Here is a 24,884-nt window from a genome sequence, read left to right as displayed (position 1 = left end):
CCCCCCTTAAACAGGAAATTAAATCAAATAAAAAGCTCCCTATCATTATCCGTATTCTGAATAATGATAGGGAGTTTTTTATTGTGCGATGAAGGTTGTTGCAGATGGAAAGTTCTTAGAAGCTGTTTTGAATTTCTCCAAAAAGTTTTTCTTGGCTTGATGTATCCGTTTTCGTGTGTGCTTTGGGCGATTTTTTGGTCCTTTCCGCTCCTGTTCTTCGTCAGATAGCCCGCTATCTTCCTCATCACAGAAGCGAAAATGCCTCAAAAACTCATCCCAAATCATCGCACGATAAATTCAAAACAGCTTCTTATGACGGATCAGTCTGAAGAACCAATACTGAAGAATCTGCTTGTTTTTATATTATTCATCGCCATATATGGATTCTTTACCAAATGTTCACGCGTTTTTCCGGAGCTACGTAAAGTGGATCGTTCGGAGTGATGTTGAAAGCATCATACCAAGCCTGAATATGAGGCAGGGCACCGTTTACACGCCATTCGCCCAACGAGTGAGGATCGCTCTTGGTATATACACGAATCTGTTCGTCGCGGATGTTTCCTGCCCATAACGTAGCATAGGCAATGAAGAAACGTTGTGCAGGTGTAAAGCCGTTTTTATCTTCCAACGGGGCATCTTTTGTGGCGTTTTGGAATGCCAGGTATGCGATGTTCAAACCTCCGTGGTCGGCAAGGTTTTCACCCAAGGTGAGCTGGCCGTTTCCGTGTAATCCTGGAAGTACTTCGATGTTGTTGAAGAAGTCCACCATTACTTGTGCACGTTCTTTGAAGCGGTCGGCATCTCCTGCTGCCCACCAGTCTTTCAGATTGCCTTCCTTGTCGAACTGACGTCCCTGATCATCGAATCCGTGAGTCATTTCGTGTCCGATTACTACGCCGATAGCACCGTAGTTGGCAGCATCATCGGCTTCCATGTTAAAGAATGGTGGTTGAAGGATTGCTGCCGGGAAGCAGATTTCGTTAGTAGAGGGATTGTAGTAAGCATTGACGGTTTGCGGTGTCATCAGCCATTCATCGCGGTCGACTGGTTTTCCCAAACGGGATATCATGTCGTTGAAGCCCCAGGCAGCAGCACGGCATACGTTTGCCCAATACGAGTCTTTCTGGATTTCAAGTGCTGAATAGTCTTTCCACTTGTCGGGATAACCCACTTTCACGCGGAAAGCATCCAGTTTTTCATGGGCACGCATTTTGGTGCTGTCGCTCATCCATTCTTGTGCATCGATGCGCTGTCCCAGTGCTGTTTGCAGGTTTTTTACGAGGTTGACCATACGTTCCTTGGCTGCAGCGGGGAAATATTTTTCGACATACATTTCGCCTACCAGTTCACCCAATAAACCATCGACGCTATTAACGGCACGTTTCCAGCGTGGTTGATTGGCTTGTCGTCCGGACATCACTTTACCATAGAAGTCGAAGCGTGCAGTCACGAAATCATCGCTCAATGTGGGAGCTGCAGCGTCAAGCAGGTTGTATTCCAAGTATGAAATGCTTTTGGAGAGCGGCAGGGTATTGATGAGCTTCGCTACTTCCTGAATGGGTTCTATTTGTTCTACGTTCAGTTCGGCAGGTGCTTCGATACCCAAAGCCTTCATAAAGGCATCCCAGTCAATGCCGGAAATCTGCTTCTTGAGTTCGGCATATGTCATTTTGTGGTAATTGGCTTCGGGGTCACGCAGTTCGGTTGCACTTTTCGATACTTTGGCAATGGCAGTTTCTATTTCCATTACGTCTGCCACCTTCTGTTGTGCATCGGTTTCAGTAAATCCGGCAAGGGTGAAAAGTTTTGCAATGTATTTTTTATATTGCTCGCGGATGTTTTGGGTGATGCTGTCATTGTCGAGGTAATATTCTTTTTCGCCCAAGTTGATGCCGCCTTGTCCCATCTGGAAGATGTTCAGCACACTGTTTTTGGGATCGGCATAAACGTAGTAGCTGAAGAAAGTGCCTATACCTGCTGTACGTCGCATCTCGACTGCCATCGGGATGACCTGGCTTTTGTCAGTAAGTGCGGCTATTTTTTCAAGCATAGGTTTCACTGGTTCGCATCCTTGCTTGTTCAGTGTCACACTGTCCATTGCCATATTATAAAGGTCACCGATTTTCTGTGCGGCGGTTCCAGGTTCGTTTTGTTTGGCTGCAAGTTCTTCAATCAGCCCGCGCAGCTGCTTCTGATTGTTTTCTGCCAGTTGGTCGAATGTGCCGTAGCGTGAATATTCAGCGGTTAGCGGGTGTGCGTCATTCCATCCTCCGCAGGCATAACGGAAGAAATCGGTACCGGCGGATACGGTAGTGTCCATATTCGCCAAATCAATGCCCGAAGTGTTCGTGGCATTCTTTTGTCCGGTGCAGCCGGCCATTGCCAGTGTGGCAAAAGCGGCTACTGCTACATAATGTTTTGTTTTCATATTGCTATTTTGTTTAAAAACTTAGTTTTGTCTTTATCATTACGAGTAAAAGAATTATGGGGGTGTTTTCCCTGTCAAGTGTAGGTTGAGAATTTATTTCAGTTCTTCCAGTTCAAGTGAAATGGTTTCCCATTCAGTCTCCGCTGCGGCTATCTGCTCTTTCAGTTTCTGATGTTCCTGGTAGAGTGACATGTCGGCTGCACCTTCGGGTGTTGCCATACGGTTTTCGAGTGCCGACACCTGCTGTTCCATTTTTTCGATAGATGTTTCCAGTTCTGCTACCTGTTTTTCCAGCTTGCGTATCTTGCGTGTTTGTTCTCGTTGGGCTTCGTAAGAAAGTTTGCCTTCACTGGGAGGGTCTTTTTCTTCCTTTTTCTTTACACCTTCGGATGTAGATGCGGAGAGATGAAGTTCATTCAGATTTTCTATTTTTTTCTTCTGTAAGAAATCGTATATGCCGCCGATGTGTTCTTTCACCAGTCCTCCGCCGAATTCGTAGACTTTGGTCACCAGTCCATCGAGAAACTCACGGTCGTGCGAAACGACTATCACAGTGCCGTCGAATTCGCGTATGGCTTCTTTGAGTACATCTTTCGAGCGCATATCAAGGTGGTTGGTAGGTTCGTCGAGAATAAGCAGGTTGACCGGTTCGAGCAAGAGGCGTATCATTGCCAACCGGCTTCTTTCTCCTCCCGAAAGCACTTTTACTTTTTTGTCGGAAGCTTCGCCTCCGAACATAAATGCGCCCAGGATATCGCGTATCTTCAGGCGTATGTCTCCTTTTGCCACGCGGTCGATGGTATCGAATACGGTCAGGTTCTCGTCAAGTAGTTGTGCCTGGTTTTGGGCAAAATAGCCGATTTGCACGTTGTGTCCGATGGTGAGTTTTCCTTCATAGGGTATTTCGTCCATGATGCACTTGACGAGTGTGGATTTTCCTTCGCCGTTCTTGCCCACGAATGCTATTTTTTCACCTCGATGGATGGTAAGGTTCACATCGTGGAATACCACATGGGAACCGTACGCTTTCTTCAGGTTTTCGCATATCACGGGATAATTGCCCGAGCGGATGGCGGGTGGGAACTTGAGGTGTAAGGATGAGTTGTCTTCTTCGTCCACTTCGACAGGTACGATTTTTTCGAGTTGCTTGATGCGGCTCTGCACCTGTACAGCCTTAGTCGCCTTATAACGGAAACGTTCAATGAAGTCTTCAGTGTCTTTTATTTCTTTCTGTTGGTTTTCGTAGGCACGGAGTTGCTGTTCACGTCGTTCTTTGCGGAGGACAACGAACTGGTCGTAAGGTACCCGATAATCATAGATATGTCCGCACGATATTTCGATAGTGCGATTGGTGACATTGTTGATGAAAGCCCGGTCATGGCTGACCAGTACTACGGCTCCCGGTTCCATTTTCAAGAATCCTTCCAGCCACTGAATGCTCTCGATATCAAGATGATTGGTAGGCTCGTCAAGCAGAAGCACGTCTGGATGGCGCAAAAGCAGTTTGGCAAGCTCGATGCGCATACGCCATCCTCCGCTGAACTCACTGGTAGGACGGTCGAAATCAGAACGGGCAAAGCCCAAGCCCACCAAGGTGCGTTCCAGCTCAGCCTGGTAATTATTGCCTCCCATCATTTGAAAACGTTCGTTTTCGTGTGTAAAACGGTCTATCAGTCCGTGATAGTCTGGCGAGTCATAATCGGTACGGTCTGAAAGTTCCTGGTTCATCTGTTCCAGGTGTTTTTTCATTTCGAAGATATGTTCGAATGCCATTTCTGCTTCGGCACGTACCGTACGTGTATCGCTCAGCACCATAACCTGGGGCAGATAACCGATGGTAACTCCGCGCTGTACCGCTACTGTGCCTTCGGTGGGACGTTGCATGCCGGCAAGTATTTTCAATAAGGTAGACTTGCCTGCACCGTTCTTGCCTACCAGGGCAATGCGGTCTTTCTTGTTGATAACAAACGATACATCTTTGAACAATGGAGTTACTCCGAATTCCACTTTCAAACCTTCTATAGAAATCATATAAATGCCTAGTCCTTTAGTTCTTGAGTTTGTAAGTCCTTAAGTCTTTTCGTTTTGCAAGCTAAACTTAAAAATTCAAAAACTTAAGAACTTACAAATTCATCTACTCATTATTCAGTATAGCGTTCGATGGTCTGTTCGCGGTCGGGACCTACTGATACGATTTTGATGGGAGTACCCAACTGGTCTTCAAGGAAGGAGATGTAGGCGTTGAATTCTTCGGGGAATTCGTCTTCACTAGTCATCTTGGTCATATCGGTCTGCCAGCCGGGCATTTCTACATATACCGGCTCTACACCTTCGGTGATATCGTAGGGGAAATAGTCGATTTCTTCTCCGTTCACTTTGTATGCTACACAAGCTTTCACGATGGGGAAGGCATCGAGTACATCACTCTTCATCAGGATAAGCTGGGTGACTCCGTTGACCATAATGGCATAACGCAATGCTACGAGGTCGACCCATCCACAACGGCGTTCGCGTCCGGTCACTGCCCCATATTCATGTCCAAGGTCGCGGATAGTTTTTCCGGTTTCATCGAACAGTTCGGTAGGGAATGGTCCGGCTCCTACGCGGGTACAATAAGCTTTCATGATGCCATATACTTCGCCAATCCGGTTGGGTGCCAGTCCCAGTCCCGTGCAGGCTCCGGCGCAAATCGTATTGGAAGAAGTAACAAACGGATACGAACCGAAATCAACATCAAGCATCGTACCTTGCGCACCTTCGCACAACACACTCTTGCCTTCATTCAGGAGGCGGTTTATTTCGTGTTCGCTATCCACCAAGTGGAACTGGCGCAGGTATTCGATACCTTCCATCCATTGTTTTTCGGCTTCGGTTATATCATACGAATAGTTCAGACTTTGGAGAATTTTTTCGTGACGTGCTTTGGCAGCTGCGTATTTCTCGTCAAATCCATGCAGGATGTCGCCTACACGCAGACCGTTGCGGCTCACCTTGTCGGTATATGTCGGTCCGATACCTTTTCCGGTGGTGCCTACTTTCGATGCTCCCTTGGCAGCTTCATAAGCTGCATCCAGCACCCGGTGGGTAGGTAAGATGAGGTGTGCTTTTTTCGAAATGTGCAGGCGTTCTTTCAGCGGATGTCCGCTTGCTTCAAGTGCTTCTGCCTCGCTCTTGAATAAAGCTGGGTCCAGTACCACGCCATTACCGATGATATTGACTTTATCGCCTTGGAATATCCCTGACGGAATAGAACGGAGTACATATTTTTGACCTTCAAATTCCAGTGTATGACCGGCATTAGGTCCTCCTTGGAAACGAGCAACAACATCATAACGCGGGGTCAGTACATCTACGACCTTCCCTTTACCTTCATCGCCCCATTGCAAACCTAACAATACATCTACTTTCATATAATCTAATTTTTAAGTTTTTGAAATTTTTCTTCTTTTCGCTACCATACACTTGTTGCATAGCCCGTATATATATAAGGAGTAGTGAGAGGCATGAAAACCTTTCAGTTTGGTATCTACGATGGCTTGTTTCAAGGTTTCATCTTCGAACTCGGAAACCTTGCCGCACGAAGTGCAGATCATGTGATGGTGAGTCTCGTTGTTGTACGAACGTTCATACTGCGATGTATTGCCGAACTGGTGCTTGATGACCAGTCCTGCATCAATCAGTAAGATAATCGTATTGTATAGCGTGGCACGGCTGACACGGAAACGTTCTTTTTCTGCCATATATGAATATAGCATCTCGATGTCGAAATGTCCTTTGATGGTATAAATCGTGTCGAGAATGGCATATCGTTCGGGTGTCTTGCGATGCCCGTTCTTCTGCAAATAATCAGTCAGAATCTGTTTTACCTTTTCTTTTATATTTTCTTCCATCCGCTCAGTCTCTTTCTGGGTCAAAGGTAATCTTTTTTACGTAATTTAGAAAGGCTACAAAGAAAAATTTCTATAAGAAACTGTCTTGAATTTATCATGTGCTGATTTGGGATGAGTTTTTAAGGTATTTCCGCTTCTGTAACTGGCGTTTTCTTTACCGGCTTTAACTTCTGCAAGTCCCGTATCATTCTTCTTTGTTTTTCTGTAGAGTGAACACGAATTCCAGTCCTCCACTCGGATTGTTCTTGGCGAAAATGGTTCCTCCGTGGAAGAGTACGGCGTTTTTTACGATGGCAAGTCCCAGTCCAGTGCCTCCAAGCTTGCGCGAGCGTCCCTTGTCTATCCGGTAGAAACGTTCGAAGATGCGGTTCAGGTGTTCTTCGGGTACGCCTACTCCTGTATCGGAAAAGCTGAAATAGTAGTATTTTTCGTCTTCGCGGAAACAGTTGATGCGGATGGTCACACCGGTTCCTGCGTATGCAATGGCGTTGTCCATCAGGTTACGGAAGATGGAATAGAGGAGCGAACTGTTTCCGTTGATGATAAGTCCGTAGGGCACTTTGTTGATGACCGTGATGTGTTTTTCTTCCAATGCCAGTGCCAGCTCGTTCAGCATATTCTTCAGCATCAGGCTCAGGTTTACCTGTTCGCGTTCTACCAGATTCGGGGCTTCATCCATGCGTGTCAGCACCGAGATGTCACGCAGCAGGACGGTGAGTCGGTTGCTTTGCGCATAGCTTCGTTCGAGGAATGCCTGCATTGTTGCCGGAGGCAGGTTGGGGGTGTTTAGTATTGTTTCCAGGTATCCCTGTATGCTGCTGACTGGTGTCTTCAGTTCATGGGCGATGTTTTGGGTGAGTTGCCGCTTCAGGCGTGCCTGTTGTTCTTCCTGTGAGATGTCGTTGATGGATATTTCGAATGAGTGGTCTTGGAAAATGATGCATTCTACCGAAAAAGAACGTCCGTTCTTGTCCACATGAAGCGATAGTTTTTTCTCTTCTTTGCTGAAGTTTCCGTCGTTGCGGTTCAAAAAGTCGGTAATGGGATGCAGTTCGGCAATGTTGAACACTTCTTCGGTCGAGGTCAGGTTGTGGTCGGAGATCGTGTTGGCATATTGGGTAAAAAGGTTGTTTACCAGTATTTCTTTTCGCTCGCGGGTGAAGACCCCCAATCCTTCATGTGAGGTTTGCAGGTGCGATATCAGTTTCTCGCGTTCGATATACAGAGCTTCTTTGGCACGGTGCAGGCGCTGGTATATCTTGATGATGTGTTGGGAGATTTCGCCCAGTTCGTTTTTGGGGAACGATTCAGAAATGTCGATCGGTTCGTTGCGGTCGGCACGTAGGGCGAATTGTTGCAGTCGGGTGATGGACATCCCCAACTTTCGGGTGTAGCGGTAGAACAGGATGACCAGCATCAGGCTGATGGTCAGTGTAAACCATACGAATTCCGAGTCGGCTTTGAGGTGCTTGCTTAGGCTTACGTTGTAGGGCAGTGCTGAGCGGATGATGAGTTGTTGTGAAGGATAATAGTGTGCCGAATAGAAATATTCTTGCCCTTCGATGCTGGCAGAGATGCGGTTGATGTCATAGCCGCTTCCATACATCAGTGCGTCTTGCACCTCTTTACGGGTACGGTGGTTCTCAAACTTGCTTACATCGGGTTGGATGTTGTCGTATATCACTTTACCTTGGGTGGTAATGATGGTTACACGGATATCGGGAATGATATGGGTAACAACGTATTGTTGCAATGAATCGGTATCGAGGGACTTGCACGAGGTGATGAAGTCATACATCCGGTTATTGTAATTCTGTAATTGCATGTTCAGCAAATCGCTCTTGTATGCTTTTTCACGCTGGTATTGAAAAACGAGGAAGCACGTCGCGAAGATGACGAACAGCAGGATGACCGACAGGAAAAGCCGTTTACTGAACGGTAACAGACGGTATATCAGTTTAGTCATAAGCTTTTTTTTAGGTACTAGTTGACTAGGTACTAGGTAGCTAGGCTCTAGATACATCGGCAGAATTGTTTAAACCTAGTACCTGATTCCTAGTGTCTGAAAATAATTTATTCGCATTCGAAGCAATAGCCGTATCCCAGACGGGTAACGATATGTTTGCCGTATTCGCCGATTTTCTTGCGCAGGCGGGTGATGTTAACGTCTATCGTGCGGTCGAGCACGTACACCTCATCGTTCCACACCTTCGAGAGGATGTCCTCGCGAGAGAACACACGTCCTGAGTTTTGGAGCAGCAGCAGTAGGATTTCGAACTCTTTCTTGGTGAGTGAAACTTCTTCGCCGTTGATTGTCACCTTTTTCTGTGGCACATTGATGACCAGTCCCTTGTATTGCAGTTCTTCACTGTCTTTCAGCTGGAGGTTGGCGGTGCGGCGCAATACGGCTTTCACGCGCATGATGACTTCGCGTAGCGAGAATGGCTTCGAGATATAGTCGTCAGCACCTAGGTTGAAGCCCGTGATGGTATCGTTTTCCGTGTCTTTGGCGGTAATGAAAATGATGGGGATGTTGGCGGTGTCTTTGTCTGCCTTCAGCATGCGCGCCATCTTGAATCCGGAAATTTCGCCCATCATCACGTCCAGCAGCAACAGGTTGTATTGCGTAAGGTCCAGTTTCAGGGCCTCTTCTGCCGAGTTGGCAGTATCGACTTTGTAACCCTCCATTTCGAGGTTGAACTTCAGGATTTCGCACAAATCGTCTTCATCGTCTACTACAAGGATTCGGTATTCGTTCATGGTTTTATTCTGTTTTATGTTATGTATGTTTGAAACGCGGATTAGCGCAGATTCACGCGGCTTGTTTTTTAATAGGCAATAGATGCTCTTCTATGTGTTGTCTCTGCGCCAATCTGCGCTAATCTGCGTTTCAAAAAATATATCCGGACGCAAAGATGAGGCTTTCTTGTTTCGGTATTGTGAAATAGGTATTACAATCCGGTTACAAAGTAGGGCGGGTAAACTCTCCGGCAATGGGACGGCTCAGCTCGTTGCGCACCTGTTGCGGGGTAAGCCCGTGCCCTAACAGGAACATCAGTTTGGTGAGCACACTTTCTACAGTCGAGTCGTATCCGCTGATGACGCCCGCGTCCAGCAGGTGCAGGCCGGTTTCGTAGCGTGCCATTTCCACCATGCCTGTAGGGCATTGCGAGATGTTGACGATAATGATGCCGCGCTCCGTAGCTTCTTTCAGCAGGCGGATGAACCAGGGCTTTTGCGGGGCATTGCCCGAGCCGTAGGTCTTCAGCACCACAGCCTTCAGTCCCGGGGTGCGTAAGACGCCCTGTACGATGTTTTCCTGTATGCCGGGGAAGATGGTGAGGATGATGACATTGGTGTCGAACACGAAGTGGGGGTGCATCGGCACATCGGGATGCGCTTTGCGGATGCGGTCGTATTCATACTTGATGTGGATGCCTGCCGTAGCGAGCGGGGGATAGTTGTACGAGCGGAAAGCGTTGAAGTTCTCGGCGTTGATTTTCGTCGTGCGGTTTCCGCGCAGCAGCAGGTTTTCGAAGAAGATGCACACTTCGGGCACCACTGCCGTACCGTCGGGATGCTTTGCTGCGGCAATCTCGATAGAGGTTATCAGGTTTTCTTTTCCGTCGGTGCGCAGCACGCCGATGGGCAGCTGGCTTCCTGTCAGGATGACCGGTTTGCTCAGGTTTTCCAGCATGAAGCTTAGTGCAGATGCCGTATATGCCATGGTGTCCGTTCCGTGCAGGATGACGAATCCGTCGAAGTTATCGTAATTGTATTGGATAATCTTGACCAGTTTTGCCCACAGTGCCGGTTCCATGTCCGATGAGTCGATGGGTGGGGTGAACTGGTACGAAGATATCCGGTAGTTGAACCGCCGCAGTTCGGGCACGTTTTCCTGAAGCTGGTCGAAGTTAAAGGCTTCCAAAGCCCCTGTTTCGGGGTTTTCTATCATACCGATGGTTCCGCCGGTATATATAAGGAGTACGGATGGATAGTCGGACTTAATCATAATTCGTGTCTGTTTTGTGCATGCAAAGGTACGAAATAGCGTGCGAAATCCGAAATGTTTTCTATGGTAAATAACAAAATGTTTGCCTTTGAGTGAGGAATTGAAAGCCCAGATGGGTATTATTGTGGCTAATTGATAGCTTATATCTCAGTCAGCTAAATTTGTAAATCAGTGTAGACAAGAAATGAATTTGTAATTCCGGATAGAATCATAGCAAGGCGCATCCGGTTGCGGAAGCCTGCGGATAGAGGTGCGTCGGCAACGCATATAGGTCCATCCGCTGTAAGATTATTAATCTTCAGGCTGCAAGATTATTAATCTTACAAGCGGAAGATTATTAATCTTACACCAGACGAGGTTGTCCCGTGTCTTGGGCAAAATGCGGATATTCATTAAAAATATTTCTTTGCCTGCACACTCCACGTGCAGACAAAATCAGGATGAACCATATAACAGACCTGATAACTTGCCGGCGGAAAAGATTTGTATGCACCAGCAACAAAATCCCCTTGCTGCTGAAGATGAAAAGGCATGACACGCAAGTGTTCCCTGAAATCGACTTCTTCTTCTCCCATCAGCTTGTAGAGCGTTTCCTTTGCCGACCAGTGCAAGAGCATATAATATAAGGTGGAGGTACGTGAATCTCCGGCAAACCCTTTTACCGCTTCCGTCTCTCCGTCCAGCTCTTCGGCACACATGAAACGGCCGGCAATCCTCAATACCCGGTCTGCCACCTGCTCGATATCCACTCCTACTTCGGCAGACGGATGCAGTGCTACAGCCACATACCCCCTGGTGTGAGAAATCGAAAGCCGATAGCTCTGGTCTGTAAGGAAAGGTTTGCCCGAAGGAAAATGCCCGACCTGTTTCTCTTCACCGCACAATGCCTTAAGCAATACACGCACCGCAAGATACTCGGTACGGCGTGACTCTGCACGCAGTGCGGACAGTTCAGCATCGTAAGGCAATGAGTCACCCAACATCGCACGCAACTCTCCGCCGGTTTCTTCCACCTTCCAGATGGCAAACACAGCGCCATCGCTTTTCCAACTCTTAAACAGCGACATTCTTCCGGGTTACTTTTACTTTCACAATACGATGGGCATCCATCTGAAGCACTTCGAACACAAAATCCTTGCAACGGATAATCTCATGCAGTGCCGGGAACTCTCCTTTCAGTTCGAGCACCAGTCCTGCCAAAGTATCGGCATCGCCAGCCAGCTCTTCGAAATCATCCGGGTCGACATCCAATATCTTATAGAAATCGGACAGCAACGTTTTCCCCTCAAAAACATACACGTTATCCGAAACCTTTACATAGCTGCGTTCTTCTTCGTCATATTCATCATTGATTTCCCCAACGATTTCCTCGATAATGTCTTCCATCGTGACCAGCCCCGATGTACCTCCAAATTCGTCCACCACAATCGCTATATGGATCTTGTTTGCCTGAAAATCACGCAACAGGTCATCAATCATCTTGGTCTCGGGCACGAAATAGGCAGGCCGTATCAAGTTCTGCCACTTGAAAGTGTCGTCTTTTTCCAAGTAGGGCAACAAATCCTTAATATACAGAATGCCCTTTATATTATCGCGCGATTCTTCATAAACAGGGATACGGGAGTATGCATTGTCCACCACACACTTGATGACTTCTGAAAACGGGGTGCCGATTTCCAAATCTACCATATCCAGCCGCGAAGTCATTACCTCTTTTGCCGTTTCCTCTCCGAAACGGATGATGCCTTCCAGCATATTGCTTTCTTCCGAAATCTCACGTTTGTCGGTCAGCTCCAAGGCTTGCGAAAGTTCGTCCACAGAAAGGCCGGTCTTTTTATGCTTCTGCGCCATCCTGTTCACAAAAAAGGCAGAACGTACCAGAATGTCTGAAAAGGGACGGAAAATCCTACGCAGGAAGACAATGAGAGGCGCTACTTTCCGGCAGAACCCCAACGAATCTTGTGCCGAATAGATGCGAGGCATAATCTCGCCGAACAATAACAGCAGGAATGTCAAGACGATGACACAAAAGACCAGCCGCAGCCCCTCAGCCTCTTCCCCACGCATCACATCGGAAAAGAAGAAAGCCCCCAGCACGACAATCGTCACATTGACGAAATGATTGGATATCAGAATCGTTGCAAGCAGACGTTCCGAGTCGTCCAGCAACTTACGGATACGCTTGTCGGCCGCCGATTTTTCTTCATCCACTTCTTCCCTGTCGTTTTCAGACAAGGAGAAGAAAGCTATCTCCGAAGCCGAGACAAGACCGGACACACACAATAACAACACAGCCAGCACAGCAGCTGCCAACGCTCCTACGGAAGGAGATGCAAACGTTAAGCCGCTACACCACTCTTCAATGATAGATAAACACGAGTCAGGATCCAAAACAAAAAATTTTAGTTAAACATCAGGTTTATATGCCATCGGTCAGAAAGGCAAATCATCAGAAGTGCCAGCCTGCTGCGCCGAAACATTCGCCTGCTGTGCCGCAGCAGGCTGGGAAGGAGCGGTTGCCGGCTGGGGAGAACGCGGAGTCAGCATCTCCATATTATCGGCAAAGATTTCCACCACATAACGCTTGATGCCGTTCTGGTCGTCATACGAGCGCGAGCGTATCTTTCCTTCAATATAAAGTTTGTCCCCCTTGTGTACATATTTCTCGGCAGTCTCCGCCAGTCCGCGCCACAACACGATGTTATGCCACTCCGTACGTTCGGGCACCTGCGTGCCGTTTGCCAATGTATAGGCTCTGTCTGTAGTGGCCAAAGGGAAAGCGGCTACCGCCACCCCATTATCCAAATAGCGTACATCCGGGTCTTTCCCGACATTTCCAATCAATTGCACTTTATTCAATGACATATCTAAATCGTTTACTGATTATTTGGTTTCAAAATTACAGAAAAAAAACGAGATATCAAACGCGGAACCGCAAATTTGTGCAAATCGCCGACCGGGACGCATTGGAACGCCCCCTGCGGCATCCCCCCCGGGGCGATGCGCACGACATAACAGTCGGCATAAATCACCCGATGTGACAAGACATGCTTCACCTGCTTTGCCACCAACCGCACAGACAAGATTTCGCATTCCGCAAAAAGCTGCCTGTATGCCGGCAGCACGCATACCTCTTCCTCTTCCATCGCCCGTCCGGTTTCTATCAACGGGAACTCATACAGGTTGTGCCAGATATCCCCCGCCTCCCGCTTGTGCAAGAAGGTATCCCCGCCGGCATCTATATAAAAATAAAGGAAATACCGGTTGCTCACTTTGGTTTTGTGCTGCTTGCGCGGAAGCACATCCACCAATCCTTTCTGCAATGCCACACAGCTGTCTGCCAACGGACAGAACATGCACGAAGGGGATGAGGGCACGCACTGCAAGGCTCCAAAGTCCATTATTGCCTGGTTGTACAGGGCAGGAACCGACTTTTCGAGCAACTCTCCAGCCAAGGCTGCATAAAGTTTCTTGCCTTGCGTGGTGTCAATCGGTTCTTCGACCCCCAGCCAACGTGAAAGCACCCTGTACACATTGCCGTCGACCACGGCACAAGGCATACCGTAGGCAAACGAGCAAATGGCGGCGGCGGTATAATCGCCCACTCCTTTCAATTTACGTACCTCTTCGTAAGTATCCGGGAAAGTCCCTCGCGCAGCTATCGAACGTGCCGCCTCGTGCAGGTTCCTTGCCCGTGAATAATAGCCCAACCCCTGCCAATACTTCATCACTTCGTCTTCACCGGCTTCCGCCAAGGCAAACACGTCTGGGAACCGCCGGATAAAACGGCAGTAATAACCGTATCCCTGTACCACACGTGTCTGCTGGAGTATAATTTCAGATATCCATATTTTATAAGGGTCTTTCGTGTCCCTCCACGGCAAATCCCGCTTGTTCTCCTCATACCAATGTATCAAGGTTTCACCGAACCGATTCATAACTTTTCCATTGCTTTTGATTAAAAACACTAAAAACATCTGCAAAATTACAGGTTTTAAGGATGCTTGAAACAGTTTTTTAAAATTTTGTTCGAAAGAAATTTTTCCATAAGCGAGAAAAGCTATATATTTGCAATCCAAAAAATTAAGATAACGTATAACAATAATTATTAGCGAAATGACTAAAGCAGAGATTGTAAACGAAATTGCCAAAAGCACCGGCATTGACAAGCAAACGGTACTCACTACGCTGGAAGCATTTATGGATTCAGTAAAGACGTCATTATCAAATGATGAAAACGTATACCTCCGTGGATTCGGCAGTTTCATCGTGAAGAAAAGAGCGCAGAAGACTGCCCGGAACATTTCAAAAAATACGACCATCATCATTCCGGAACACAACATTCCGGCATTTAAGCCAGCAAAGACGTTTACTCTTTCAGTAAAGAAATAATTAACATTAGTATTAACCCTATAAAATTTTGAAGCTATGCCAAGCGGAAAGAAAAGAAAAAGACATAAAATGTCAACTCACAAACGTAAAAAAAGACTGAGAAAGAACAGACACAAAAGCAAAAAATAATTGTTAGTCTGTCCGACTTCAATAAAGAACAAACTTGCAAAGCTCCTTCATAGTCTTTCAGGTTTGTTCTTTGTGTATTGAGAATCTTTTGTTTCAAAAAAAAGTATTAACCCGTAAACTAAGTATAACAAGTGACAAGCGAATTAGTAGTAGATGTACAGCCGAAGGAAATCTCCATAGCTCTGCTGGAAGACAAGAACCTGGTAGAGTTCCAGAAAGAAGAAAGAAACCTTTCCTTTTCCGTCGGCAATATGTACGTGGGCAAAGTCAGAAAGCTGATGCCCGGACTGAACGCCTGCTTCATAGATGTCGGTTTCGAAAAAGACGCTTTCCTTCATTACTTAGACCTCGGACCTCAATTTCTTTCTTACCAGAAGTATCTGAAACAAGTTATCAGCGACCGAAAGAAGCTTTATCCCATATCGAAGGCATCCATGCTGCCCGATATTGAAAAGGACGGAAGCATCTCGAACGTCCTGCAACAAGGACAAGAGGTTATCGTACAAATTGTCAAAGAACCCATTTCCACCAAAGGACCGAGACTGACCTGCGAATTGTCGTTCGCCGGCAGATACCTGGTACTGATCCCGTTCAATGATAAAGTGTCGGTATCGCAAAAAATCAAGTCGAGCGAAGAACGCGCACGCCTGAAACAATTGCTGCAAAGCATCAAGCCGAAAAACTTCGGCGTCATCGTACGCACGGTGGCAGAAGGGAAGCGCGTGGCTGAACTGGACGCCGAACTGAAAGTATTGCTGAAACACTGGGAAGAGACCATCACAAAAGTACAAAAGGCAACCAAAATGCCTACACTGGTCTACGAAGAGACAAGCCGCACGGTAGCCATGCTGCGCGACCTGTTCAACCCTTCGTACGAAAACATCTACGTGAACGACGAGACCGTTTACAATGAAGTAAAGAATTATGTAGCCCTGATAGCCCCCGAACGTGTGGGTATTGTCAAGCTATACAAAGGCCAGCTTCCCATTTTTGATAACTTTGCCATCACCAAACAAATCAAGTCATCGTTCGGCAAAACCGTTTCTTATAAAAGCGGGGCTTATCTGATTATCGAACATACCGAAGCGCTGCACGTAGTGGACGTGAACAGCGGTAACCGTTCGAAATCTGCCAACGGACAAGAAGCCAATGCCCTCGATGTGAACTTGGGCGCAGCCGATGAGTTGGCGCGCCAACTCCGATTAAGAGATATGGGAGGAATCATCGTTGTCGACTTTATCGACATGAATCTTGCCGAGAACCGTCAGAAACTGTACGAGCGTATGTGCCAGAACATGCAAAAAGACCGTGCCAAGCATAACATTCTGCCCCTCAGCAAATTCGGTCTGATGCAGATAACGCGCCAGCGCGTGCGTCCGGCAATGGATGTGGCTACTGATGAAGACTGCCCCACCTGCTTCGGCAAAGGAAAGATAAAGCCTTCCATCCTGTTTACAGATACACTGGAAAGCAAAATTGACTACTTGGTCAATAAGTTGAAGGTCAAGAAATTTACATTGCACATCCACCCCTACGTGGCTGCTTACATCAACCAAGGCATCATGTCGCTCAAGCGGAAGTGGCAGATGAAATACGGCTTCGGAATCAAGATTGTCCCGAACCAAAGCCTTGCCTTCCTGCAATATAAATTTTATGACGCGCACAACGAAGAAATAGACATGAAAGAGGAGTTCGAAATCAAATAGACAAGCAAACAAAGAACCTCCAAAAAACAATTATCCCCTTGCCTGCTCCTTAACAACATAAGGAAGACAAGGGGATAATCCGTAAGATACACTTCCCGTTATTTCCGTTTCATTTTCTGCATCATGCCTGCCATCTTGCTGCCCGTTACCATCTTCATCATCTTGCGGGTCTGGTCGAACTGCTTCAAGAGGCGGTTCACTTCCTGAATGCTTGTTCCGCTACCTTTGGCAATACGGTTCCGGCGGCTTCCGTTCAGGATTTCAGGATGTGTGCGCTCTTGGGGAGTCATCGAATAAATAATTGCCTCAATGCTCTTAAAGGCATTGTCATCAATATCGATATCCTTAATCGCCTTTCCTACGCCCGGAATCATCGAAGCCAGTTCTTTCAGGTTACCCATCTTCTTGATTTGCTGGATCTGTCCCAAAAAGTCGTTAAAGTCGAACTGGTTCTTCTGGATTTTCTTCTGCAAACGCTTGGCTTCTTCCTCATCGTATTGCTCTTGTGCACGCTCTACCAACGAAACGATGTCGCCCATACCCAGAATACGGTCTGCCATACGTGCCGGATGGAAAAGGTCGACGGCATCCAGTTTCTCGCCCGTACCAACAAACAGGATAGGCTTGTTTACCACCGTACGGATGGAAAGGGCGGCACCGCCACGCGTATCACCATCCAATTTGGTAAGTACCACACCGGTGAAGTCGAGACGTTCGTTAAATTCACGGGCTGTGTTCACCGCATCTTGTCCGGTCATCGCATCCACCACAAAAAGGGTAGCATCCGGAGTGATGGCATTTTTGATAGCGGCAATCTCGTTCATCATCTGTTCGTCTATCGCCAACCGGCCGGCTGTATCGACAATAACCAGGTCATACCCTTTCGCCTTGGCTTCCTGAATGGCATTCAAGGCTATCTGTACCGGATCTTTGCTGTCCGGTTCGCTATAGACCGGTACTTCCACTTGCCCGCCCAGCACTTTCAACTGGTCGATGGCAGCCGGACGGTAAACATCACATGCTACCAGCAAGGGCTTACGGTTCTTCTTCGACTTGAACATCCGTGCCAGCTTGCCCGAAAAGGTTGTCTTACCCGAACCTTGCAGACCCGACATCAGGATAACAGCAGGACGGCCTTTCAACTCCAGTTCCACCGTATCGCCTCCCATCAGCTTCGCCAGCTCGTCGTGAACAATCTTCACCATCAACTGGCTGGGCTTCACGGCCGTCAGGACGTTCTGCCCCAGTGCTTTCTCTTTTACCGTATCGGTAAAGTTCTTTGCCACCTTATAGTTTACATCGGCATCCAGCAACGCACGACGTACATCTTTCAGGGTCTCCGCCACATTGATTTCGGTGATTTTGCCTTCACCTTTCAATATCTTGAACGACCGCTCCAGTCTTTCACTTAAATTATCGAACATAATTCTATTTACTATTTAGCGATTTACTATTTAATTTTTATGCCACAGAGGCACAGAGATGTACGCCGTCTCTGCACCCAATAAAAAAGCAGCGTGCAAAAATAGTAAAAAACTTGCAGGCTTCAAATCTTTTTGTTCTGCCATTTCGCTTTTTTCAGATAAATCACACTGAAAACCAACATCAGGGTATAGTAAATCACTTCGGTAGTGAAACAAATCTCCACCGGAGCCTGCACCACCATGCCGATGATGATGATGTAGAGGGCATAAAACACCTGTATGCCAATTTCGAGCACCAATGCCGCCTGTGTATTACCTGTTCCCGAAATACCGTTGAAATACACATTGGAAAGTGCCGCAATCAGCATCGCCACGCACACTACATAAAGTGCCAGTTCCGATTCATGAAGCAATGCCTCCTCGCCTGTATATACCGAAAGGATGGCATGAGGAAATGCCACGCACAACACTACACAAACCACCATGATGAGGAACGACATCCGGGCGATGCGGTTCAGCAGATACATCACCTTCGACACACCTCCCGAACCGATAAGGTTGCTCACCAACGAGTTCGCCGTAGTAGAAAGTGCCTGCACCGGAATAAGCAAAACGACGTAGACACTACGCACAATATTGGCTATCGCCAGCTGGCGCTCGCCCAACCGCTCCAGTGCCATAAAAAATACGAACCAGATAGCCATCGAGAGGAAATACTGCACCATCGTGAAACAGGAAATATGCAAGATACGCACCACCATGTTCCAGTCGAACTGCCCGAAGCGGTGCAGCCCGTACTTATGAAGGTCTATCTTCGCATAGGTATATACAAGGTAAAACACCAGCGAAGACGCCTCGGCTATCACCGAAGCCAGTGCCGCCCCGCGCACACCCATTTCGGGGAAACCCCACTCACCGAACACCAATACATAGTCGAGTATTACATTGACCGCAGCCATGACCACAGCACTCATCGTAAGCACTTTCGTCTTAGTAATGCCTATATAAAGGGCACGGAACATCACGTTGACAAATGCAAACAGGACCCCCCAGATGCGCCACGTAAAAAACTCGTAAGTAGCATGGTAGATATTGTCTGATGTAATGAGCAGGCGTATCAGAGGCTCGGCAAACAGATACATTGCCGCCAGCAGCACTACCGCCATCCCGAAACTAAAGGCAGAGCCCTGCCACATAATCGGCCCCACGGAATGGTAGTTCCCCTCACCATTACGCCGCGCTATAAGAATCTGCGAACCCACACTGAAACCGAAAGCCACCGTATAAATGCAGATATACAGCAGTCCACCCATAGCCGAAGCTCCCAGTGCCACTTCGCTCACATGTCCCAAAAAGGCAGTATCGGTCACGTTGATGACATTCTGTGCCAGCAATCCCAAGAAAATGGGATAAGTTACATTCCATATTTCTTTGTTCGTGTACATAACAGATTGTTTGATGATATAATTCTTGAAACAAGCGCACAAAGATACGGATTTTATACATACAAACCTAATCCTACTCTTTTCCCCAGGCCTGGAAACTGTCTCTGCTATACTATAGGTATAGATATATTTACTATTTTTCGATTTACGAAGTACGATTTTATAGTAAAACAAAATTGGTTTGCGAAAAATTCTTGATGTATTGTCATAATCGAATGGAGTTTCCATTGGAAATGGGCACTCAGCATGACAAATGATTTTTCGCAATTCATTTCTGATTGACTATAATATCAAAATAGTAAATAATAAATTGTCAAATCGTAAATTAATAAATCTGTGGTGATAAATCGCACAAGCCGTTTTTTATATCTCCAACCCATGTAGTGCCAGGTGCACATATTTTTTTTGCATGTCGGCAGGTTTGCATACGACACCATCTATCATCAGCAGGTCAATGTCGAGTGGAATAACCCCTGTCTGCTTACTGGCAGGAGTGCGCCCACAAGCTTTTTCTATGTTCTTGAAAAAGCTCCTCAAACTATCTGGATCCCAAGTGGTTTCAAACAGTGCCGCCCGGTTGAGATAAGGAACATGATGTATGCTCCCTTCGGGTGCGGTCTGTATGGTTTTCCCCCATCGGATACAAGGAAAATAATGTCTTAATACTTTCTCGGCTATATTCATATGCATTTCCGCATGGTAATTCGACCCGATACACAAGACACATTGATGCATTTTTTCCATAAATAGTTCTTTTAATCTTTCCAACCTGCCAGAAACTGCCCGGAATCCGTCCAAGAATAACGGTATAGCGTCCATAAATACATGAAACCGGCATTGCCTGAAAAACAGTGCAAGTTATAAAAAAGATCATAAACCCGCAAAAAGGGAGCCGAAAACATTCACTTCAGAACGGAACAGGATGATAAATACCATTCTGCAACCAGCCTGAATGACGCGCCAAACACAGACAACTTACTTTACCATACGAACCCGCCTTTTTTTAAAACAAAATAACAAAGAGGCAGAAAATAATCGGGCGAAATACATGTCGGATAGTTTTTTTTCTTAACTTTGCGGTGCAACTGAAATGCAAACACTTTAAACAAAAAATATTGAGACTATGATGACTATTGACAAATTCAACTTTGCCGGAAAGAAGGCAATCGTCCGCGTGGACTTCAATGTACCTTTGGACGAAAATGGTAAGATTACCGATGACACTCGTATCCGTGGCGCTCTGCCTACCTTGAAGAAAATCTTGGCTGACGGCGGCGCTTTGATTATCATGTCGCACATGGGCAAGCCCAAAGGCAAAGTAAACGCCAAATATTCGTTGAGCCAGATTGTTGATGCTGTATCAGCAGCTCTGGGCACTCCGGTTCAGTTCGCTCCCGACTGCGCCAAAGCACAGGATGCAGCCGCAGCCTTGAAACCGGGCGAAGTATTGTTGCTGGAAAACCTCCGCTTCTATCCCGAAGAAGAAGGCAAACCCGTAGGCATCGAAAAAGAAGACCCTGCTTACGAAGCCGCTAAGAAAGAAATGAAGGCACGCCAGAAAGATTTCGCCAAGACATTGGCTTCGTATGCAGACTGCTACGTGATGGACGCATTCGGTACGGCTCACCGCAAACACGCTTCTACAGCCGTTATCGCCGACTATTTCGATGCAGACCACAAGATGCTGGGCTACCTGATGGAAAAAGAAGTGAAAGCCGTTGATAACGTATTGAAAGACATCAAACGCCCGTTCACCGCTATCATGGGTGGTTCGAAAGTTTCTACCAAAATCGGTATCATCGAAAACCTGATGGATAAGGTAGACAACCTGATTCTGTGCGGCGGTATGACATTTACTTTCGCTAAGGCTCAAGGCGGTAAAATCGGCAAGTCTATCTGCGAAGATGACAAGCTCGACCTGGCTCTCGACATCATCAAGAAAGCAAAAGAAAAAGGTGTAAACCTGGTATTGGGTACCGACTGTATCGCAGCTGATGACTTCAAGAACGATGCCAACACACAAGTTTGCCCGGCTAACGACATACCGGAAGGCTGGGAAGGACTGGATGCAGGTCCTGCAAGCCGCGAAGCATTCAAGGCTGCTATCGTAAATGCCAAGACTATCCTGTGGAACGGTCCTGCCGGCGTATTCGAATTCGATAACTTCACAGGCGGTTCGAAAGCCATTGCAGAAGCCATTGCAGAAGCTACCAAGAACGGTGCCTTCTCACTGATTGGTGGTGGCGACTCTGTAGCCTGCATCAACAAGTTCGGCATGGCAGACCAGGTATCTTACATCTCTACCGGTGGCGGTGCATTGCTGGAAGCCATCGAAGGCAAAGTATTGCCGGGTGTAGCTGCTATCTGTGGCGAAGAATAAGAATAACATTATTTTTCAATAGAAACCCGAAAGCGTATGTATACGCATACGTTTTCGGGTTTCAACGTAGATAAACCTCATCAAGCGATATATGGCAGGCATCTACCTACACATTCCCTTCTGCAAACGCCGGTGCATTTATTGCGATTTCTTCTCAACCACTCAGGGAGGACAAACAGACCGTTATATCCAGACGCTATGTAAAGAACTGGAACAAAGGAAAGAGTACCTCGAAGGAGAAGATATCGAAACCATCTATTTAGGCGGAGGCACCCCTTCGCAATTGCAGGAAAAACACTTCGAACAGATATTCTCTACCTTATATATATATTATCCTGTCCGCCCGGATGCCGAAATCACCCTCGAAGCCAACCCCGATGATTTAAACAAGGAATATGTAACCATGCTCCGGCACTTTCCCTTCAACCGCCTGAGCATGGGAATACAAACCTTCAACGATACGACCTTACGGCTGCTGCACCGCCGCCATACGGCACAACAAGCCATTGATGCTTTCGAGCGATGCCGGCAAGCAGGCTTCGCCAATATCAGCATCGACCTGATGTACGGACTGCCCGGTGAGACACTCGCTTCCTGGCAAGCCGACCTGAAGCAAGCCGTCACCCTGCATCCCGAACACATCTCTGCCTACCACCTGATTTACGAAGAAGGAACACCCCTCTGGAAACTCCGCGAACAGCATCGGGTAAACGAAATAGACGAAGACTTGAGCGTAAACCTATTCACCGAACTGATTCATACACTGAAAAACGCCGGATACGAACATTATGAGATATCCAACTTCTGCCTGCCCGACAAATATTCACGCCATAACTCCAGCTATTGGACAGGCAAAACATACCTAGGATGCGGAGCTTCTGCCCATTCATATAACGGTACGTCACGCCAATGGAACATCGCATCGCTTGAAAAATACATAACAGGCATCGAGCACCGTAAGCCTGATTACGAAATAGAAGAACTCGACCTCTACACCCGCTACAACGATTTTATCATTACCAGCCTGCGCACCATGTGGGGCATGTCCCTGACCAGGCTCAAGACCGGTTTCGGAGAAAAACTATACGATTATTGTATCCACCTTGCCACACCCCATTTACAACAACATACTTTACAACAGACCGGCGATTTCCTGAAGCTTACCGAACAAGGTATTTTCATATCCGACAGCATCATGAGCGACCTGCTTTGGGTGGACGATTGAAACAAGATTGAACAAGATTACCCCCCCCCTCTGGAAGAAATTTTCGTAAAAGAGGTTGCATAGTTTCACTTTTTTACCTATTTTTGGCAAAACGTTTAAAAATGTAAGTCATTATGAGCAATAAACAGAAAAGATTCATCTTACCCGAAGACGAAATACCACGCTTCTGGTACAACATTCAGGCAGATATGATAAACAAACCGCTGCCTCCCTTAAACCCTGCTACCAAAGAACCGCTCAAACCCGAAGACCTTTACCCTATCTTCGCCAAAGAACTTTGCCAGCAGGAATTGAACCAAACAGATACATGGATCGAGATACCCGAGGAAGTGCGCGACATGTACAAATACTACCGGAGCACCCCGCTGGTACGTGCATACGGACTGGAAAAAGCATTAGACACCCCTGCCCACATTTATTTCAAGAATGAAAGTGTCAGCCCAATCGGCTCGCACAAGCTGAATTCGGCACTGGCACAAGCCTATTATTGCAAAAAAGAAGGCGTAAGCAATATCACAACCGAAACAGGAGCCGGACAATGGGGAGCAGCCCTGTCGTATGCAGCCAACGTATTCGGACTGGAAGCTGCCGTATATCAAGTAAAAATCAGCTACGAGCAGAAACCATACCGGCGCAGCATCATGCAGACTTTCGGCGCACAGGTCACTCCTTCACCTTCCATGTCAACCCGCGCAGGAAAAGACATCCTGACCAAATACCCTAACCACCAAGGTTCACTGGGTACAGCTATTTCTGAAGCAGTAGAACTGGCACGCACGACACCTAACTGCAAATACACTTTAGGCTCTGTATTAAGCCATGTCACCCTCCATCAGACCATCATCGGACTGGAGGCCGAAAAGCAAATGGAAATGGCAGGCGAATATCCCGATGCCATCATCGCCTGCTTCGGCGGAGGTTCCAACTTCGGCGGCATCGCTTTCCCGTTCATGCGGCACACCATCCTGGAAGGAAAGAAAACCCGATACATTGCAGCCGAACCGGCATCATGCCCCAAACTGACACGAGGCAAATTCGAATACGACTATGGAGACGAAGCCGGATATACCCCGCTGCTTCCGATGTACACATTGGGACACAATTTTACCCCTGCCAACATCCATGCCGGAGGCTTGCGTTATCACGGAGCTGGTGTCATCGTATCGCAGCTGATAAAAGACAACCTCATGGAAGCCGTCGACATCCAACAATTGGATTCGTTCAAAGCCGGCTGCCTTTTCGCCAAAGTAGAAGGCATCATCCCGGCACCGGAATCATGCCACGCCATCGCTGCCACCATTAATGAAGCATTGAAATGCAAAGAAAGCGGCGAAGAGAAAGTGCTTCTTTTCAACCTCTCCGGACACGGTTTGATCGACATGAGCGCTTACGACCAATACCTGGCAGGCAATCTCACCAATTATAGCCTGAGCGATGAGGAAATAAACAAGAGCCTGGCAGAAGTGAATGAACTGAATAAATAATGCGGAATATAGGAATGTGCTAATGCGGGAATAAACCTCCAATGCATTAGCACATTTTTATCCGCGCATATAAATGAATGCCTTCAACCAACTGAAACCATGATGCGCTAACCGAAGATATATTACCTTGCCGTTTCAGTTATCTCCTCAAGCCATAGCAGTTATCTGATATTGCCCATGAAGCATATCTTCGTTCTGCAAACATAGGTACTTAATGGAAAAAACCCACCGTCAAGTTAGAAGTGCAACTCCGCCACCGCCTTCCTCCGTCCTTGGAGCGTAGCGGAAAGGGCGGAGGAAGGCGGTGGAAGCCCGGAATCAGGGTCATCCGGCAATACAAAATAAAAAAGGGAGACCTCTGTCTCCCAC

Annotated in this window: 20 protein-coding genes; 5 read left to right on the top strand and 15 right to left on the bottom strand. The window is 47.2% G+C overall.

What is annotated here, in order from left to right; all coding sequences use genetic code 11:
• Positions 1-78: 78 nt before the first annotated feature.
• The 12 genes from B5G04_RS18140 to mutY form a co-directional block, all read right to left on the bottom strand.
• A complete protein-coding gene (locus B5G04_RS18140) occupies positions 79-285 on the bottom strand; it encodes a hypothetical protein (protein WP_158100138.1) in 207 nt (68 codons plus the stop codon).
• A 103-nt stretch (positions 286-388) separates the two neighbouring features.
• On the bottom strand, positions 389-2,428 hold the full coding sequence (locus tag B5G04_RS18135) for a M13 family metallopeptidase (protein WP_022038761.1): 2,040 nt from the start codon (positions 2,426-2,428) through the stop codon (positions 389-391).
• A gap of 93 nt (positions 2,429-2,521) precedes the next feature.
• On the bottom strand, positions 2,522-4,459 hold the full coding sequence (locus tag B5G04_RS18130) for an ABC-F family ATP-binding cassette domain-containing protein (RefSeq protein ID WP_022038762.1): 1,938 nt from the start codon (positions 4,457-4,459) through the stop codon (positions 2,522-2,524).
• Positions 4,460-4,569: 110 nt separating this feature from the next.
• On the bottom strand, positions 4,570-5,838 hold the full coding sequence (locus B5G04_RS18125) for an adenylosuccinate synthase (protein ID WP_022038763.1): 1,269 nt from the start codon (positions 5,836-5,838) through the stop codon (positions 4,570-4,572).
• A 12-nt stretch (positions 5,839-5,850) separates the two neighbouring features.
• Complete coding sequence (locus B5G04_RS18120) at positions 5,851-6,318, bottom strand: transcriptional repressor (RefSeq protein ID WP_087208271.1); 468 nt, start codon at positions 6,316-6,318, stop codon at positions 5,851-5,853.
• Positions 6,319-6,502: 184 nt separating this feature from the next.
• Positions 6,503-8,284 carry an ATP-binding protein gene (locus B5G04_RS18115; RefSeq protein WP_087398259.1) on the bottom strand — a complete coding sequence of 594 codons (1,782 nt, stop codon included), beginning with the start codon at positions 8,282-8,284 and terminating at the stop codon, positions 6,503-6,505.
• A gap of 107 nt (positions 8,285-8,391) precedes the next feature.
• Entirely contained in the window at positions 8,392-9,078 is a 687-nt protein-coding gene (locus tag B5G04_RS18110) for a response regulator transcription factor (protein WP_022038766.1), read from the bottom strand.
• 202 nt (positions 9,079-9,280) lie between these two features.
• Positions 9,281-10,330 (bottom strand): type I asparaginase, encoded by a 1,050-nt coding sequence (locus tag B5G04_RS18105; RefSeq protein WP_087208267.1) that lies wholly within the window; start codon positions 10,328-10,330, stop codon positions 9,281-9,283.
• Between the two features lie 392 nt (positions 10,331-10,722).
• Positions 10,723-11,397: a 4'-phosphopantetheinyl transferase superfamily protein gene (locus tag B5G04_RS18100; protein WP_022038768.1), complete on the bottom strand. Its 675-nt coding sequence runs from the start codon at positions 11,395-11,397 to the stop codon at positions 10,723-10,725.
• A complete protein-coding gene (gene gldE / locus B5G04_RS18095; RefSeq protein ID WP_087398258.1) occupies positions 11,384-12,721 on the bottom strand; it encodes a gliding motility-associated protein GldE in 1,338 nt (445 codons plus the stop codon). The genes B5G04_RS18100 and gldE overlap by 14 nt, the downstream gene beginning before the upstream one ends.
• Positions 12,722-12,763: 42 nt before the next feature.
• The gene (locus B5G04_RS18090; RefSeq protein ID WP_022038770.1) at positions 12,764-13,195 is read right to left on the bottom strand and encodes a single-stranded DNA-binding protein; all 432 of its coding nucleotides are present in this window, start codon (positions 13,193-13,195) and stop codon (positions 12,764-12,766) included.
• Between the two features lie 11 nt (positions 13,196-13,206).
• Positions 13,207-14,268: an A/G-specific adenine glycosylase gene (mutY, locus tag B5G04_RS18085; RefSeq protein WP_087398271.1), complete on the bottom strand. Its 1,062-nt coding sequence runs from the start codon at positions 14,266-14,268 to the stop codon at positions 13,207-13,209.
• A 178-nt stretch (positions 14,269-14,446) separates the two neighbouring features.
• On the opposite strand from mutY, the gene B5G04_RS18080 reads away from it, so the two are divergent.
• Both B5G04_RS18080 and B5G04_RS18075 read left to right on the top strand, forming a co-directional pair.
• The gene (locus B5G04_RS18080) at positions 14,447-14,722 is read left to right on the top strand and encodes an HU family DNA-binding protein (RefSeq protein ID WP_022038772.1); all 276 of its coding nucleotides are present in this window, start codon (positions 14,447-14,449) and stop codon (positions 14,720-14,722) included.
• A 260-nt stretch (positions 14,723-14,982) separates the two neighbouring features.
• On the top strand, positions 14,983-16,557 hold the full coding sequence (locus B5G04_RS18075) for an Rne/Rng family ribonuclease (RefSeq protein ID WP_022038773.1): 1,575 nt from the start codon (positions 14,983-14,985) through the stop codon (positions 16,555-16,557).
• Positions 16,558-16,655: 98 nt separating this feature from the next.
• On the opposite strand, the gene ffh is transcribed toward B5G04_RS18075, so the two are convergent.
• The 3 genes from ffh to B5G04_RS18060 all read right to left on the bottom strand — a co-directional run bounded on the left by ffh (position 16,656) and on the right by B5G04_RS18060 (position 20,170).
• Positions 16,656-17,981, bottom strand: a complete 1,326-nt coding sequence (gene ffh, locus B5G04_RS18070) for a signal recognition particle protein (protein WP_087208262.1) — start codon at positions 17,979-17,981, stop codon at positions 16,656-16,658.
• Positions 17,982-18,103: 122 nt separating this feature from the next.
• Entirely contained in the window at positions 18,104-19,426 is a 1,323-nt protein-coding gene (locus tag B5G04_RS18065) for an MATE family efflux transporter (RefSeq protein ID WP_087398257.1), read from the bottom strand.
• A gap of 363 nt (positions 19,427-19,789) precedes the next feature.
• Positions 19,790-20,170, bottom strand: coding sequence for a 2-amino-4-hydroxy-6-hydroxymethyldihydropteridine diphosphokinase (locus tag B5G04_RS18060; RefSeq protein WP_087398256.1), 381 nt, complete (start codon positions 20,168-20,170; stop codon positions 19,790-19,792).
• Positions 20,171-20,549: 379 nt separating this feature from the next.
• Between B5G04_RS18060 and B5G04_RS18055 the strand changes: the two genes are divergently transcribed.
• From B5G04_RS18055 to B5G04_RS18045, 3 genes are all read left to right on the top strand, one after another.
• Positions 20,550-21,806 carry a phosphoglycerate kinase gene (locus B5G04_RS18055; protein WP_087398255.1) on the top strand — a complete coding sequence of 419 codons (1,257 nt, stop codon included), beginning with the start codon at positions 20,550-20,552 and terminating at the stop codon, positions 21,804-21,806.
• A 91-nt stretch (positions 21,807-21,897) separates the two neighbouring features.
• Positions 21,898-23,031, top strand: coding sequence for a radical SAM family heme chaperone HemW (hemW, locus tag B5G04_RS18050; RefSeq protein ID WP_087398254.1), 1,134 nt, complete (start codon positions 21,898-21,900; stop codon positions 23,029-23,031).
• 113 nt (positions 23,032-23,144) lie between these two features.
• A complete protein-coding gene (locus B5G04_RS18045) occupies positions 23,145-24,515 on the top strand; it encodes a TrpB-like pyridoxal phosphate-dependent enzyme (protein ID WP_022038780.1) in 1,371 nt (456 codons plus the stop codon).
• Positions 24,516-24,884 lie beyond the last annotated feature (369 nt).

It is taken from the genome of Bacteroides sp. An51A (assembly GCF_002161565.1).
In the GTDB taxonomy this organism is placed as follows: Bacteria; Bacteroidota; Bacteroidia; order Bacteroidales; family Bacteroidaceae; genus Phocaeicola; species Phocaeicola intestinalis.
Note: the sequence above shows the minus strand (reverse complement) of the source record. Positions and strands in the feature narration are given on the sequence as shown.

Excerpts from the sequence above, each read along its gene's own strand:
- B5G04_RS18140 (WP_158100138.1), bottom strand. The coding sequence starts at position 285 with ATGATTTGGGATGAGTTTTTGAGGCATTTTCGCTTCTGTGATGAGGAA.
- B5G04_RS18135 (WP_022038761.1), bottom strand. The coding sequence starts at position 2,428 with ATGAAAACAAAACATTATGTAGCAGTAGCCGCTTTTGCCACACTGGCA.
- B5G04_RS18130 (WP_022038762.1), bottom strand. The coding sequence starts at position 4,459 with ATGATTTCTATAGAAGGTTTGAAAGTGGAATTCGGAGTAACTCCATTG.
- B5G04_RS18125 (WP_022038763.1), bottom strand. The coding sequence starts at position 5,838 with ATGAAAGTAGATGTATTGTTAGGTTTGCAATGGGGCGATGAAGGTAAA.
- B5G04_RS18120 (WP_087208271.1), bottom strand. The coding sequence starts at position 6,318 with ATGGAAGAAAATATAAAAGAAAAGGTAAAACAGATTCTGACTGATTAT.
- B5G04_RS18115 (WP_087398259.1), bottom strand. The coding sequence starts at position 8,284 with ATGACTAAACTGATATACCGTCTGTTACCGTTCAGTAAACGGCTTTTC.
- B5G04_RS18110 (WP_022038766.1), bottom strand. The coding sequence starts at position 9,078 with ATGAACGAATACCGAATCCTTGTAGTAGACGATGAAGACGATTTGTGC.
- B5G04_RS18105 (WP_087208267.1), bottom strand. The coding sequence starts at position 10,330 with ATGATTAAGTCCGACTATCCATCCGTACTCCTTATATATACCGGCGGA.
- B5G04_RS18100 (WP_022038768.1), bottom strand. The coding sequence starts at position 11,397 with ATGTCGCTGTTTAAGAGTTGGAAAAGCGATGGCGCTGTGTTTGCCATC.
- B5G04_RS18090 (WP_022038770.1), bottom strand. The coding sequence starts at position 13,195 with ATGTCATTGAATAAAGTGCAATTGATTGGAAATGTCGGGAAAGACCCG.
- mutY (WP_087398271.1), bottom strand. The coding sequence starts at position 14,268 with ATGAATCGGTTCGGTGAAACCTTGATACATTGGTATGAGGAGAACAAG.
- B5G04_RS18080 (WP_022038772.1), top strand. The coding sequence starts at position 14,447 with ATGACTAAAGCAGAGATTGTAAACGAAATTGCCAAAAGCACCGGCATT.
- ffh (WP_087208262.1), bottom strand. The coding sequence starts at position 17,981 with ATGTTCGATAATTTAAGTGAAAGACTGGAGCGGTCGTTCAAGATATTG.
- B5G04_RS18065 (WP_087398257.1), bottom strand. The coding sequence starts at position 19,426 with ATGTACACGAACAAAGAAATATGGAATGTAACTTATCCCATTTTCTTG.
- B5G04_RS18060 (WP_087398256.1), bottom strand. The coding sequence starts at position 20,170 with ATGGAAAAAATGCATCAATGTGTCTTGTGTATCGGGTCGAATTACCAT.
- B5G04_RS18055 (WP_087398255.1), top strand. The coding sequence starts at position 20,550 with ATGATGACTATTGACAAATTCAACTTTGCCGGAAAGAAGGCAATCGTC.
- hemW (WP_087398254.1), top strand. The coding sequence starts at position 21,898 with ATGGCAGGCATCTACCTACACATTCCCTTCTGCAAACGCCGGTGCATT.
- B5G04_RS18045 (WP_022038780.1), top strand. The coding sequence starts at position 23,145 with ATGAGCAATAAACAGAAAAGATTCATCTTACCCGAAGACGAAATACCA.